Origin of the sequence: Paenibacillus yonginensis, from assembly GCF_001685395.1 — a bacterium.
GTDB classification, from domain to species: domain Bacteria; phylum Bacillota; class Bacilli; order Paenibacillales; family Paenibacillaceae; genus Fontibacillus; species Fontibacillus yonginensis.
The window spans coordinates 1862914-1877225 of record NZ_CP014167.1; the positions used below are offsets into that span (position 1 = coordinate 1862914).

Here is a 14312-nt window from a genome sequence, read left to right on the forward strand (position 1 = left end):
AGTTATTGCCGCCCCGGTCAGATGACTGCCCAACCGTTGACAAGGCCTATATCCTCCCGGTAGGTCTGGTCCGCTCCAGGCTCCGTTTCCATAATCAGCGGCTTGCCTTCCAGCTCCTTGATTCCCACCAGCTCCTGCAAAGGCCCGGCTCCGATAAATCCGCGTCCGACCCTGGCATGGCGGTCCCTGCGTTTGCCTGACGGGTATACCGAGTCGTTAAGATGCACACACTCGACCAGATCCCAGAAGCCGAGCTCCTGCGCTTTGCTCCAGAAGAACCGATCATCTGCTCCGCTCCAGATCCCGGCAGCGAACGCATGACAGGTATCGAAGCAAAAACCAACCCGCTCAGGCTGTTCACACAGCTTCCTGACCTGCACCAGTTCCTCGAGGGTCATTCCCATGTCCCCGTGGTTGCCGGCTTGATTTTCTATCAGGAGTTTGGCTTTTCCCTTCCAGCCGGAAAGGATACTATTTATACATTGTATAACATTTTTGTAACCTTGTAAGGGGTTACTTTTCTTATATATGCCAAAATGGACAACTATTCCCTGAGATCCGCAGGCCTCCGCAATTTCCAAATCGTTGCGCAGCGAACCTACGGTTGTCCCAAACAAATCTGGCTCCTCCTCCCGGCTGACCGCCAGATTGCTTGGATAAGGCGTATGGGCGACAGACAGCAATCCATGCTGCTCACTGAACCTTCTGCAAAGCTCGGCGTCTTTGGCGTTCCAGACCTTAATGCCGAGGCTGCGGGGATTTTTCGGAAAATATTGAAAAGCCCCCGCGCCTTGCGCGTGCGCTGTTTTGGCAGCTCCTGAATAACCGCCGCGGATACTGTAATGCGCCCCGGCCCTGATTAGGAATCTATTTGCCATGCTGGCAGTTCCCGCAGTAGAACACTTTGCGGGATGCAAGTTCTGTTTTGATGATCGGTTGTCCGCAGCGGACGCACGGTTCCCCTTCCCGGTCGTACACCCTGCACCAATCGTTGGAGCCTCCGGTCAGCTTGTCATCTGCTGTCAAAGGCATTTCCATATATCCGCCGCGCTCGGCGGCTTCTGTAAGCACCTCTCTGATCGCCCGATACAGCTTGGCCAAATCCTGCTCCTCCAAATCCTGTATCTTGACGTCCGGCCGAAGTTCAGCCGCAAATGCAATTTCATCCGCATAACAATTGCCGATACCAGCCATCACATTCTGATTGACCAAGGTTGTTTTGAGCATGCCTCGGCGACCGGACAGCAGCTGGATGAAACGCTGCTCGTTCATCCGGCGGTCCAGCAGCTCGGGGCCGAGGACGGATAATGCTTCTTCCGTTTGTTTAGCGGTCAGCAGATGCAGATACCCTAATCTTAACCCAATGAAATATAACGTTTTATCGCCAAACTCAATCTCAACTTGCGTATTTCGTTTAGGTTTGTCTTCCTCCGAACCCAAATAAAGCATGCCGCCCAGCATAAGGTGAAGCAGCAATCTGCGGCCGTTATCCAGATGGAAGATCAGATATTTGGCTCTGCGCTCAACAAAAATCACTTTCCGGCCGATCAGCCCCTGCTTGAACGCCTCAGGCTCCGGATTGACCGATTTCTCACGGCTTACCTTCACCCCGCTGATTTCCTTATCAAGCAGCAGTCCGGACAGCAGACTGCGGTAATTTTCCATTTCCGGCCATTCCGGCATGTCTCATCTTCCCTTTCCTTGCAAAGCAGTAATAAGTTCATACAAATTTCCAAAAATTTGATCCGGCGTAATCCCGGTCAATTCCTTGTAATGCTCGAGATTATCTGAGGTTGTCACCCCTGTTAAGGTCAAAATCGTTCCGCAGCCGGACCGGCTTCCGGCGGAAATATCCGTCAGCATATTATCACCAATCACTGCAGTTTCCGCAGCCGTTAACCCGAGTTGTTCGATCGCCTGCAGCATTAAAATCGATTCCGGTTTGCCGATTGTCACCGGCTTAACACCTGTCGCAGCTTGAATGGCCGCTGACAGCGTACCCGCTCCGGGGGCAAGACCATCCTGCCCAGGCAGCAGCAGATCCGGGTTTGTCAAAATATAAACCGCCCCGCCCGTAATCCACTCAACCGCCTTGCGAAGCGTTTCGTAGGTAAAACTGCGGTCAATCCCTTGAACTACGTATTCCGGGCAGTCTTCCGTCACTTCCAGTCCCGCTTCTTCAAGAGCCGCTACCAGTCCCGCCTCACCGACAACCGCAACGCGGGCTCCCGGTTCACGTTCCGCCAAATAACGCGCTGCCCCAACGGCAGAGGTGCATACTTGGTCCGCCTGGGCTTGTATGCCCATCCCGCGTAAACTGTCCGCCACCTCACCCGGTGTCCGCGAAGAATTGTTGGTCACAAATAAAAAAGGAATATTCTGCTTGTTCAGCTCCGCTATCAATTCATCGGCCCCGGCGACCCGCTTGGAGCCATGATACATCGTGCCGTCCAGATCTATCAGGAAACCTTTCCATCCAAACGCCATTGTAGTCACTTCCTTATAACCGATTAAAAAAATATGTATGGAACACAGCTAACAGCATTAGCCGCATTCGTTTTATTGTAGTCATAAAAGGAGAGGAATGGCAAATCCGATTCCTTATTTCCGGCAGTATTGCCCAGCTCCTTCAAGCCGTCATGACAGATGTTATCGAAACAGCGTCGAACCCGAGCGAAAGCTGATGCCCTGTAGCGGAAAGACGAAGCAAAACTTTGCTAAAGTCTGTCACTTCCTGCGCTTTCCCGGAAAATAATCCGGCTAGAGGCGGTTGGATCAGCTTTTGTCCGGATATTTGCTGATCGGATACAGCACATGCTCTACCGCCAGCTTGGCATTCGGGAAGATCGCCCTGGCTTCTTCCAGCAGCGGAGCCAGCTGCTCCTCGTCTTTATATCTGGAGCTGAAATGCGTCATGAACATTTCATGCGCACCTGCCGCTTTGGCTTCTTCCGCCGCCTGCACGGCGGTGCTGTGGTGATATTCATAAGCCGTTTTCTGAAGTTCATGCAGGAATGTGGCTTCATGAACAAGCATATCGGCATTTCGGGCCAGCTCAACGGCTGCCCGGCAGGGGCGCGTATCGCCCAATATGGTAACGATTCTACCTTTCTTAGGCTTGCCGAGCACATCACAGGAACGTACAACCGTTCCCTGCTCCGTGACGATATTCTCACCACGTTTTAGTTGTCCGTAGAGCGGACCTGGTTTGACGCCGTGTTTCTTCAAGCTTTCAAAGTCCAGCTTGCCGGGCCGGTCCTTCTCGATGATCCGGTAGCCGTAGCTGTCGATCCGGTGTTCAAGCAAAGCCGATTCGACCTGGAACGTGTCATCCTCAAACAGCACGCCGCCCTCATGCTCCTTTACGATCAGCTCATAATTGATCCGAGATTCGCTGATGCCAAGCGTCAGATCAATAAAAGCCTTCAGTCCTTTGGGGCCGTAAACGGTAAGCGGCGTATCTCCCCCTTGATTCGCCCGGCTGGACAGCAAACCTGGAAGTCCAAATAAATGGTCGCCATGAAGGTGAGTAATAAATACCTTTTCCAGCTTGCTCAGCCGCAGCGGAGAACGCAGCACCTGGTGCTGGGTGCCCTCGCCGCAGTCAAACAGCCAGAACGACCGTCTTTCATCCAGCATCCGGAGCGCCAGTGACGTCACGTTTCTTTGCAGGGAAGGAACTCCCGCATTGGTTCCCATAAAATACAGTTCCATAAACAGCCGCTCCTCTCTAAACCTAAATAACCTGCCTGTTAATAAGGCTCTGTACGATGCCCCAATATCAGCAAAAATCCCCCGCTTGCTCCGGGGGATTTGCTAAAGGGCCAGATTAAGCTTTTTCCACATTAAAATATTGCGCTTCAGGATGGCTGAACACCATGGCCGAAACCGAAGCCTCTGGTTCCATCATAAACCCTTCGGTCAGCTCAACGCCAATTTCCTCGGGATTCATCAATTCAAACAGCGGCGCCTGCATCTCCAGGTCCGGGCAGGCCGGATAACCAAAGGATACACGAATTCCCTGATAGCGGGCTCCATGGCGCTGCTTCATGGTCATGTCGTGCGGATCCGGGAAACCCCAGGTGTCCCGCATCATATGGTGCAGACGTTCCGCCATGCCTTCCGCTACTTCGAGCGCAGTCGACTGGAGCACATGAAAGCGAAGATATTCGCCCTGCTCTTTCCATTCTTCCGATTTCTCGCGGATGCCTTTACCAGCCGTCACCACCATAAAGCCGACATAATCCATCGTTCCGCTTTCAACAGGCTTCAAATAATCGGCGAGACATAAATAAGGGGCAACCCGCTGGCGCGGGAACGAGAAGGTCTTCAGCACCTTTGACATATCCTCAGGGTCATAGATCAGAATCTCGTTGCCGCGCGACTGGGCCGGGAAGAACCGGTACATCGCATGAGCTTGAATAATTCCGTCGGTTACCGCTTCGTACAGCACCTGATCCACTGTTTCCTTCAGATGCACCGCCTTTGGATCTCCCGAAGCGATCAGCTGCTCGACATTCCCTTTTAAGCCCAAATGGTGGCCCAGCAGCATCTGCATATTGACATAAGGGATAATGTGGCCCAGCGGATAATTCTTCAGCACATGGCGCTCCAGATCCGGCGGGATATAAACGGGTGCATCAGCGGAAATAGAAGAACGTACGGCCCGTGTCAATTCCGGCAGCGGCGCCGTTTCAGGTTTGGCACTGTCGGTCTCCTTCTCGGCTTCCATTTCCAAGCGGAGTTTCTCGCGGGCCTCCGGATTCATTAATCGGTTAGCCAGATCGAGACCGTCCATGGCGTCTTTGGCGTAGACCACCATTCCGTCATATTCGGGGCGAATCCGGTTCTTAGTGAATTTGCGGGTCAACGCCGCACCGCCTACCATAATCGGCACGTCAATCCCGGCGTTCCGCAAATCCTGCGCCGTAGTGACCATTTGCTGCGCCGATTTAACAAGCAGGCCCGACAAGCCGATTACGTCGACCTTTTCCTTGCGATAAGCCTCGATAATGCTTTCCGGTGGTACTTTTATACCCAAATTTACGATTTGGTAACCGTTGTTGGCAAGGATGATTTCCACCAGATTCTTGCCAATGTCGTGAACGTCCCCTTTAACGGTGGCTAACAGGATTTTACCTTTCACCGAGGATTCGTTCTTCTCCATAAAGTTCTCCAAATAAGCGACCGATGCTTTCATCACTTCCGCGCTTTGCAGCACTTCGGCCACAATCAGCTCGTTATTGTTGAACAGGCGGCCAACCTCTTCCATTCCTTTCATAAGAGGACCATTGATGATCTCCAGGGCCGTGTAGCGGTTAAGCGCTTCGTCCAGATCGGGGATCAGCCCTTCCTTGGTGCCTTCAACGACATAGGAGGCCAGCCGCTCCTCAAGAGGCAGGTTCATCACTTTTTCTTTCTTCTCTACCTTCTTGTTCCGGAAAGCAGCAACAAAGGCCGCCAGAGTTTCATCGTTGGTATTGTAGATCAGTTCTTCGGCCAGCCGGCGTTCTTCTTCCGGAATCGAAGCATAACGCTCCACCTTCTCTGTGTTGACGATGGCATAGTCCAGTCCGGCTTTCGTGCATTCATACAGAAAAACAGAATTCAGCACCTCGCGGCCCGCTTCAGGCAGGCCAAACGAAACGTTGCTGATGCCCAGAATGGTATGGCATTCCGGCAGCGCCTGCTTGATCAGGCGGATGCCCTCTACGGTTTCCTTCGCTGAACCAATATACTGCTCGTCCCCTGTGCCTACCGGGAATACCAGCGGGTCAAAAATAAGGTCCTCGGCCTTCAAGCCGTATTTGCCAACCAGCAGATCGTGGGAGCGTTTCGCCACTTCCAGCTTGTCTTCCCGCGTAATGGCTTGTCCGCGTTCATCAATTGTCCCAACAACCACAGCGGCCCCATACTTGTGAATAAGCGGGGTTACCCGTTCAAATTTCTCTTCTCCATCCTCAAGGTTAATGGAGTTAATTATCGATTTCCCTTGGCAGTATTGCAGTGCAAGGTCGATCACTTCCGCGTCGGTGGTATCGATCATTAAAGGAACCTTCACCTTCTTGACCACCAGCTCCAGGAATTCCCGCATATCGGAGGTTTCATCCCGGTCCGGGTCCTGCACACAGACGTCGATGACCTGGGCCCCGTTCTTGACTTGTGCCCGGGCAATCTCCGAAGCTTCTTCGTATTTGCCTTCCACAATCAGCCGTTTGAATTTGCGGGAACCCAGAACGTTTGTTCTTTCCCCGACCATATACGGACGGTTCTCCGCTTCAATATAGACCGGTTCGATTCCGGAGACTGCCGGCGGATGTTCGCCTTCAACCGGGCGGGGACTGTACGCAGCAAGCTCTTCCGCCAAAGCCCGGATATGCTCCGGAGTCGTACCGCAGCAGCCGCCCGCAATGTTGAGCCAGCCCTGCTCGGCAAAAGCGCCGATTTTTTTCGCTAATGAGCTTGGAGATTCGTGATAATGGCCGTTTTCGTCCGGCAGACCGGCATTGGGATAACAGCTGACCGCCGTCTTCGACATTTCGGACAGCGTACGAATATGATCTCTCATAAACTCAGGGCCCGTTGCACAATTCAGGCCAACCGAGATCGGCTGCAAATGCTCCAGCGAGACGTAAAAAGATTCGATATTTTGCCCGGCAAGCGTTGTGCCCATCGGTTCAATCGTGCCCGAAATCATAATAGGCAGCTTTGTTCCGGTCTTGGAAAAAGCTTGTCTGATGCCGATGCTTCCGGCTTTAACGTTCAAGGTATCCTGTGAGGTTTCCAGCAGCAGCGCATCCACTCCGGCTTCAATAAGCGCAATGGCCTGTTCTTCATAACTTTCGACAAGCTGGCCAAAAGTGACGCCGCCGGTTACAGACAATGTCTTGGTGGTAGGACCAAGCGCGCCGGCCACATACCGCGGCTGCTCCTCGGTGCTGTATTTGCTGGCCGCTTCTACAGCTAATTTTGCCGCAGCCAGATTGATTTCTTTAGCTTTCTCCGGTATATCGTATTCAGCCAGAACCACAGAGGTGGCGCCAAATGTGTTGGTCTCGATGAGATCCGCTCCCGCTTCGAGGTATTGTTCATGAATTCGGCTGATTACATCAGGTCTTGTCAAGACCAGCATCTCATTGCAGCCGTCTAAGTTCTCGCCTCCAAAATCCGCCGGAGACAAATTTTCCTGCTGGATCATGGTTCCCATAGCTCCATCAAGAATCAATATTTTATCTTTCATTCGTGCTTCAAGACTAGGTTTATTCAATCCCAATAACCTCCCTTCAGACATTAACATTTAGTTTAGCAGAAGGCCTTGACTTAGGGAAGAAAATTCAAGCCGGAGAATCTTAATTCCCTTAACTATCCCTTAATTAATTGGTATGAAGAAAAAAACAAAACACCGCCTGGTGTCCGTTTGAACGGCCAAGGCGGTGTTCTCCTTTTTCTAAGAAGCGGAACGGTTATGGATAATTTCAAACAGTTCTGAAAGATGCCCGATTTCGTAATCCGGAATAATTTCGTCATCTTTTGTTTTGCCATCCCGGTTGATCCAGACGGATGTAATTCCTGCAGCAAGCGCTCCTTTGATATCGGTCGTAAGCTTGTCGCCTACCATAATTGTCTCCTCAGGCGCTGTTCCAAGCAGTTCCAAAGCATGTCTAAAGATGGATACATCTGGTTTCCCCCGCCCGAAGCTGCCCGAGATGATCACCTCATCAAAATAAGGAACCAGCTCCGGCACTCCGTCGAGCTTCTCCTGCTGCAGGGAAGGACAACCGTTGGTCAGCAGCAAAAGTTTGACTTTCCCTTTGAGTTCATTCAAGACTTTAAAAGTTTCTCCATACGTATAAGGTCTTGCCCGCCGTTCGGCGGCAAACAGCTCCCCGAGCTCTTCAGCCAGCTTCGCATCATCTACCCCGAAGGAAAGCAGCGCCTGGTACCAGGAATCTCTCCGGTAGGCAGGCACCAGCTGCTGCAGCTTCCGGAACTCCGGCTGAGTGCCCCCGTCGAACTTGGCCCACAGCCCTTCAAACGGATTAATGCCGATCAATTTGGTGAAAGCAAAGGTGTCGTAAGACTCATACAGCTTCCTAGCCTCTCTCCGAACCGCTTCCTCCAGCTGCTCCGCTTTAATGCCGGTTGCGGCTTCGGCTTTTTGGCAGACCTCCTGAAAGGTCTCAGAAACACTGCGCTCATCCCACAATAAAGTGTCATCCAGGTCAAAACAAACCGCTTTAATTACAGCCATTCCCCGTTCCCCCTGTGTCTTAGACAAATCATCTGTTTATTTTCTCTCGAGCTCTACTCCGTGCGCAGCGGCATACTCCTGCAAGGCCGACCCCAGTTCATCCATGTTGTAAAAGTTCCGGCTGCCGGAGAACGTCCAGTTCGGTTCTTTAGTTTTCGTTACAATGGTGATCGTTTTGCCGCTCCATTTGATTTTGGAGATCGAACCTGCATCTAGGCTGCGGTCTCTGTTGAATTTGGAAGTAAACAGCTTGTTTTTGTATATCCGCAAATAGGGTCTACGCAAATAAATGACAATCCCCAGCAGGAAATACAAAGCAACAGTAATGACGTAAAGCGTATTGATGTTTTCGGTGCCTCCGATGAAGCCCATAGCGGCGTACATAGCACCCAGAACGATAAACAGAAGCGGCAAAAGCACGTTCCGGCCCCTAAAAACAACGCCCTCCCCTTTACTGCCTAACGTATTGCCAGGCTTAACCCCTTTTTTCTGCTGATTGAGGTTGTATTTCTGGCGATTCTTCTCCACTTTTCGTTCAAACGATCTTGACATGCACTTGCTTCCTCCCTAGACATGGTTGCCGGCTGAAGCCGGCTATTTCTCGTCAACAATCTCGATGGATTCGAGCTGCTGACGGAAGTTTCTGCGGATATTGCCAAGATATATTTCACGCAGCTCAGCGCGTTCGAGCTTCTCTGCTTCCGTTAAACCTTCCGCTTTATGTTTGCGGGCTAATTCATTAATACGTTGTACCAAACTATCGATGTCCATAAGGTCCTCCTTCATTAAAGGCATTACTATTTACTTTGACATGTCAAAAAGAGCTTGTCAAGGCAGTCTCTTATCCTTTCAAGCTCTAAATTCATAACCTATGAAATGATGCTTTCTTCAAGATTCAATTGACCCCAAAACCACTGCCCTTTGCCCTTTTAAGGAGAAATTAATACGGCTTGTTAATCCGTAATTGGAAGATTCAGAATAGCTCCGGCCTGAATATTGCTGTCATGCAGTCGATTTAAAGAGGTTAACATGTGAACATATTTGCGGGTGTCCATACCATCCGGTTTATGGGCCAGCGCAATATTCCAAAGCGTATCGCCGGGCATCACAATAACAGTTTCGTAGACAGGTTCATCTCCCGGAGAAACCGAGGCGGCAAACGCGCTGATGAAGCCGGTGAGGGAAAGAACAATGACAGCTACTATTAAAAGAGAACGAATTAGTGATCTGCGGGCAAATGGTTTACGTGTTTGATGAACCTTAGAAGTTTTATGGGTAAAACCTGCCGGCGAACCGGAATGAACAGGTTCAGCAGAATAAATACTTTTATATGTACTGTGTTTCAACAAAAGAATCACTCCCAAACGTTTGTTCTGTTTTTGCTCTGAAATCAATATAACACGAACACTTGTTTCGTTCAATAGTTTTTAGAACAATTGTTCCCCCCTTTATTTCGGAAATGTTAGAACTCCTGTTTGTGCGAACGGAGGTTCTATGTTATAATTTTTCCAAACGTTACTAAGATGGGGTTGATAACAAATGTCGAAGGTTTCCAGCCGCCAGCAGGCGATTTTGGAATTTATAAGAAGCGAAGTTCGAATGAAAGGTTATCCTCCTTCTGTTCGGGAAATCGGCGAAGCGGTCGGCTTGGCTTCAAGCTCAACAGTGCACGGTCATCTTGACCGGCTGGAGAAGAAGGGGTTGATCCGCAGAGACCCGACCAAACCGCGTGCGATCGAGCTGCTGGGACAAGAAGAATCGGAAGATTCCAATATGTTTGCCCATACCGTGGCAAGAATTCCGGTAGTCGGCAAAGTGACGGCCGGTGTGCCCATCACTGCAACAGAGAATATCGAGGACTATTTCCCTTTGCCAAACCATTATGTCGGCGAGAAAGAAGTGTTTATGCTGGCCGTTGTGGGTGAAAGCATGATTGAGGCTGGTATTCATAACGGGGATTATGTGATCGTCCGTCAGCAGCAAACCGCCGAGAACGGCGATATCGTGGTCGCAATGACGGAGGATGATGAAGCAACGGTCAAAACTTTTTATAAAGAAAGAGACCATATCCGCCTGCAGCCTGAGAATCCGGCCTTTGAACCGCTTCGTTTGAAGCATGTTACCATTTTAGGCAAGGTGATCGGCCTGTTCAGAGATTTGCATTAGTATATTTTGTTTATTCAGTCGAAAAGGCAGCTCATTTCCAGTATGGAAAAGAGGCTGCCTTTTTTTCATGCAATTCCGGCGCAATTTGGGATATTACGAACGCTTAACACGGGTATACTGGATAGTGAACTTTTATATTCTATGCTATATTGATAAAAAAGATGATTGATTCGATAATTTATTTTTATCATTCAACTTGTCCAAAAAATAAATAAAGGATTGAAACCATTGAATCTGCAGCTGCCGTCCGAATACTTGAAGAAAAAGTCAGCAACGTTGAGACCAGCTCAAGAAGTGGCCGTCATTTTGTTCTCTGCCCTTCTTGTAGCTGCTGGCTTGAATCTATTCCTTATCCCCCACCAGCTATTGTCCGGGGGTATTTCTGGTGTCGCCTCCATCATTGGTTACTTAACCGGCTGGAACATTTCCCTGGTTTATTTTGTGTTAAACGTACCTCTGATTCTGTGGGGCTGGAAAGCGGTTGGCCGCCGCTACATTGTGTTAAGTTGTATTTCCGTTGTCGCCACCACCTGGTTTATGGCCATCATCCCCGTCGTGAGCGTCACCCATGATCCTACTCTGGGCGCCGTTGCTGGCGGGATTATCTCGGCGATCGGAATCGGCTTCTCCTTAAGGGTTGGGGGGTCTACCGGCGGTTTTGATATTGTCGGCTCGATCATTACCCGTAAATATGATTTGCCTATCGGCAACATTTTGTTCGTATTGAACGGCCTTGTATTCATCGTGCTCGGCTTCTACAAGACCTGGGATCTGGCCCTTTACTCCCTGCTTTCAACCTTTGTCAAAGGCAAAGTTGTAGATTCGATCCACGTAGGACACATCAAAGTCACCTGCTTTATCATTACAAAGGAAAGAGAACGTATGCTGGCCGAATTACGCAAGCTTCATCATGGCATCACCTGCATGGATTCCCAGGGCGGTTACAGCAAGGTCGGCAATTCGACCCTGATGACGGTGACTACCCGCTACGAGCTTGCCGCCGTGAGGAAAGCTGTAATCACCACCGATCCTCATGCTTTTATGAACGTCGTGCAGTCCACTGAAATTGTAGGCCGATTCTCAAGAGGCCATTCCAAATAAAACAATCACCCCTAAGAACGGCGTCCGTTCCTGGGGTGATTTTATTTTTGTGCTGATCCGTTTATTAATCCGTTGCTGCCCGCCCCACTTAATCTTCTTCTACTGTGACACCTAAGGCGCGATTTTTTTCTTTAAAACGGCTGTTGTGTGAGGATACATAAGCAACACGCTCTGCGCTTGGATCAATATACAGCTTGGCGCTGTTCACAGCCAGAACCGCATCTGTGAACGTACCGGCTATCAGACGTACCTTACTGTCATAATTAACGAAGTCCCCCGCTGCAAAAATCCCCGGGATATTGGTCTCCAGCTTCGCGTTCACGTCAATCCACCATTGGCCGAGATTTAGCCCCCAATCCCTGACTGGACCGAAATCGGTACGCATTCCATGGCTTACAATAACCGCGTCCACTTCAATCTGTTCCATCTCTCCGGTTTCCACATGCGTAATGGTGACCTGCTCGATAGCTTCGCCGCTGTCACTATGCAGCTTGTCGACCACATAAGGCGTTTTGATCACAGCAGAAGACTGCTTCATCTTCTGAACATTGCGTTCGTGCCCGCCAAATTCCTCGCGGCGGTGAACAACCGTCACACTTTTAGCCAGCGGGGTCAATTCATTTGTCCAGTCCACTGCGGAATCCCCGCCTCCCGAGATCAAGACACGTTTATCCCGGAACCCTTCAAGCTCTTGTACTGTGTAGTAAAGGTTGCTTACCTCGTAACGGTCGGCTCCTTCAATTTCCAGCTTGGCAAGCTTGCGGATGCCGTATCCGATCGCCATGATCACCGTTTTGGTCCAGTGCTTCTGACCCGTTGCTGTGATAAGAAGCAGGGTCCCGTCTTCAAGACGTTTAAAATCCGTAACCTGTTCGTTGAAGACGAACGTAGGATCAAATGTGGCAGCTTGTTTAGCCAGCTGAGCCGTAAGATCCTCACAAAGGATCGGTCCGACGCCGCCTACATCCCAAATCATCTTCTCCGGATAAATCAGCATTCTGCCGCCCAAACGGTCATTGGCCTCAATCAATTTGGTTTTCATGTCCCGCATCCCGCTGTAAAATGCCGCATACATCCCTGCTGGCCCGCCGCCGATAATCGTCACATCATATAATTCAAGCGATGATTCCGTCATTATGTATGTCCTTTCGTTGTTCAATTTCGTTGTAACCAGTTAAAGCTATTATACATCAATTGATAATAATTATCATTATCATATTTAATTTTATTCGTTTCTTGCTCTTATAAAAAAGATGATGCTGAAAAACTCGATTGATTGTTAAGCGGATTTTGGCTGCACCGCCAGGATATTCTCTACTCTAAAAGAACGAATCTGCCCGGTCTTCAAGCATTTGGCAGTAACCATACCTTGCTTGATCCCGTAGACTTCAATGCTGCGTTTCGTTATTTGTCCTTTCCGATCCATATAAATGATTTCCACGACGGTTCCTTTATATTTCTCCGGCATTTTCAAACCCTCCATCAATTCGAACGTTTGTTTGTATTATATGCGAATGTTTGTTCGATATTCAATGTAAAATTATGTTATAGAACTCCATTTTTGTTTGGCCGTTTAACATTTACATTATTTCCCTTTTCAGGATTCGTATGGATGAAATATAATGGAAGATATGAGTGCTACAAAAAGGTGAGGAGGTTAGAACTTTGACATTATTTGCTGCCATGAAACAAGATAAAGTCTTCTACTCTATTTTCTCAGTCATCTATACGCTTGTTATGCTTATCGCCTACAGCCGATATGTATGGATAGATCACCACCGTATGGAAATGTCGACGTATTGGCTGCAGAAATCCTCTCTTTCCCCGGCTGATTTGGTCATCATTAAACATTATGGAAACCTATCCACCAACCTGGAGAAACTTTTCCTAGTTGCCTTATTAACCGCCTTGTTGATCCTTTTGATTCGTTACCGCCAAAATAAAGCCGCCGGATTATGGCTGTTCAGCCTGGCCAACCTCCCTTTTTATCTTGCGGTTATAACCACAAGTCTGATCCTTCCTCATACTACCCGTTTAGCCCCGGGCAATCTCCAGCAGCCACTGTTTCTTACCGTCCCGTACATCAGTCTGGCTTTAGTTTGGAGTGGGTGGATTCAGTTGAGAAGGAGGAAAGTGGGTTAACTTCTCCTTTTCTAATAAAAAAACCGCTCCCTAATCATTGAACGGAATACCGTTTAATTATTTGGGTGCGGTTCATTTTCATTTTTATTTAGAGATTTCAGGTCAAATTATTTGTTCTGCGGTAGGTCAGAAGCCATTCCTGAATAATCAACATCTACATAAGAAGAGGAAGATCGAAAACTTAGAATGTAATATCCTGATCTCATCCCTTGTGTGTAGTCTGCATCACTTGTCCATACAAGAGACTCACCTGCAGCTATAGTCTTCGTAAAATATTCTTTGCCAGAACCCTCATGAGCAACAGAAATGACTGCTTCGCTGGTTCCCTGATTTAGAAATCGAAGCTGAACATGTCCATATCCCTTCGGTACATCAAATGAAGATGAAGTTTGTTTAGATCCTGATAAATGACCTGACCATTTATTCCCTATCCTTGAAGGACTAACGTTATCCTGTAGATTTGTATCCTGAAGATTGACGTGTTGGGATATGTTATCTACGGAAGCCGAGCTTGTAACGTTCTCTTTCTGTGTGGATACAGCAAGCAGGATAATCACGGTTACTGCGACAACTGGTAAAATCGTTAAAAAACTTTTCTTCTTCAAACCTATTCCTCCTAGCGCCACCCTTCTTTACATTTGAATATTTTACA

General features: G+C 49.0%; 15 protein-coding genes. 3 read left to right on the plus strand and 12 right to left on the minus strand.

The window, feature by feature from the left end; translation table 11 throughout:
- Positions 1 to 17 precede the first annotated feature (17 nt).
- The 9 genes from AWM70_RS08575 to AWM70_RS08610 all read right to left on the minus strand — a co-directional run bounded on the left by AWM70_RS08575 (position 18) and on the right by AWM70_RS08610 (position 9672).
- On the minus strand, positions 18 to 878 hold the full coding sequence (locus AWM70_RS08575) for a deoxyribonuclease IV (RefSeq protein ID WP_068695499.1): 861 nt from the start codon (positions 876 to 878) through the stop codon (positions 18 to 20).
- A complete protein-coding gene (locus AWM70_RS08580) occupies positions 868 to 1683 on the minus strand; it encodes an Fpg/Nei family DNA glycosylase (protein WP_068695500.1) in 816 nt (271 codons plus the stop codon). Before AWM70_RS08580 ends, AWM70_RS08575 begins: the two co-directional genes overlap by 11 nt.
- A 3-nt stretch (positions 1684 to 1686) precedes the next feature.
- Positions 1687 to 2487 carry a TIGR01457 family HAD-type hydrolase gene (locus tag AWM70_RS08585; RefSeq protein ID WP_068695501.1) on the minus strand — a complete coding sequence of 267 codons (801 nt, stop codon included), beginning with the start codon at positions 2485 to 2487 and terminating at the stop codon, positions 1687 to 1689.
- A 288-nt stretch (positions 2488 to 2775) separates the two neighbouring features.
- Positions 2776 to 3714 carry a ribonuclease Z gene (gene rnz / locus AWM70_RS08590; protein WP_068695503.1) on the minus strand — a complete coding sequence of 313 codons (939 nt, stop codon included), beginning with the start codon at positions 3712 to 3714 and terminating at the stop codon, positions 2776 to 2778.
- A 115-nt stretch (positions 3715 to 3829) separates the two neighbouring features.
- Positions 3830 to 7267: a methionine synthase gene (gene metH, locus AWM70_RS08595; RefSeq protein WP_068695505.1), complete on the minus strand. Its 3438-nt coding sequence runs from the start codon at positions 7265 to 7267 to the stop codon at positions 3830 to 3832.
- A gap of 180 nt (positions 7268 to 7447) precedes the next feature.
- On the minus strand, positions 7448 to 8251 hold the full coding sequence (locus AWM70_RS08600; protein WP_068695507.1) for an HAD family hydrolase: 804 nt from the start codon (positions 8249 to 8251) through the stop codon (positions 7448 to 7450).
- 36 nt (positions 8252 to 8287) lie between these two features.
- A complete protein-coding gene (locus tag AWM70_RS08605) occupies positions 8288 to 8803 on the minus strand; it encodes a hypothetical protein (RefSeq protein ID WP_068695509.1) in 516 nt (171 codons plus the stop codon).
- Between the two features lie 42 nt (positions 8804 to 8845).
- Positions 8846 to 9022 (minus strand): DUF896 domain-containing protein, encoded by a 177-nt coding sequence (locus tag AWM70_RS22675; protein WP_083180189.1) that lies wholly within the window; start codon positions 9020 to 9022, stop codon positions 8846 to 8848.
- Between the two features lie 182 nt (positions 9023 to 9204).
- The gene (locus AWM70_RS08610; RefSeq protein WP_169823418.1) at positions 9205 to 9672 is read right to left on the minus strand and encodes a LysM peptidoglycan-binding domain-containing protein; all 468 of its coding nucleotides are present in this window, start codon (positions 9670 to 9672) and stop codon (positions 9205 to 9207) included.
- A gap of 118 nt (positions 9673 to 9790) precedes the next feature.
- Between AWM70_RS08610 and lexA the strand changes: the two genes are divergently transcribed.
- Both lexA and AWM70_RS08620 read left to right on the plus strand, forming a co-directional pair.
- The gene (lexA, locus tag AWM70_RS08615) at positions 9791 to 10417 is read left to right on the plus strand and encodes a transcriptional repressor LexA (protein WP_068695513.1); all 627 of its coding nucleotides are present in this window, start codon (positions 9791 to 9793) and stop codon (positions 10415 to 10417) included.
- 228 nt (positions 10418 to 10645) lie between these two features.
- On the plus strand, positions 10646 to 11518 hold the full coding sequence (locus tag AWM70_RS08620) for a YitT family protein (RefSeq protein WP_083180191.1): 873 nt from the start codon (positions 10646 to 10648) through the stop codon (positions 11516 to 11518).
- Between the two features lie 88 nt (positions 11519 to 11606).
- On the opposite strand, the gene AWM70_RS08625 is transcribed toward AWM70_RS08620, so the two are convergent.
- Complete coding sequence (locus AWM70_RS08625) at positions 11607 to 12653, minus strand: NAD(P)/FAD-dependent oxidoreductase (protein WP_068695515.1); 1047 nt, start codon at positions 12651 to 12653, stop codon at positions 11607 to 11609.
- A gap of 144 nt (positions 12654 to 12797) precedes the next feature.
- Positions 12798 to 12986, minus strand: coding sequence for a hypothetical protein (locus AWM70_RS08630; RefSeq protein ID WP_068695517.1), 189 nt, complete (start codon positions 12984 to 12986; stop codon positions 12798 to 12800).
- A 197-nt stretch (positions 12987 to 13183) separates the two neighbouring features.
- Between AWM70_RS08630 and AWM70_RS08635 the strand changes: the two genes are divergently transcribed.
- Entirely contained in the window at positions 13184 to 13660 is a 477-nt protein-coding gene (locus AWM70_RS08635) for a hypothetical protein (protein ID WP_068695519.1), read from the plus strand.
- Positions 13661 to 13767: 107 nt separating this feature from the next.
- Here the strand turns inward: AWM70_RS08635 and AWM70_RS08640 are convergent, their stop codons facing one another.
- On the minus strand, positions 13768 to 14265 hold the full coding sequence (locus AWM70_RS08640) for a hypothetical protein (protein ID WP_068695522.1): 498 nt from the start codon (positions 14263 to 14265) through the stop codon (positions 13768 to 13770).
- Positions 14266 to 14312: the final 47 nt, after the last annotated feature.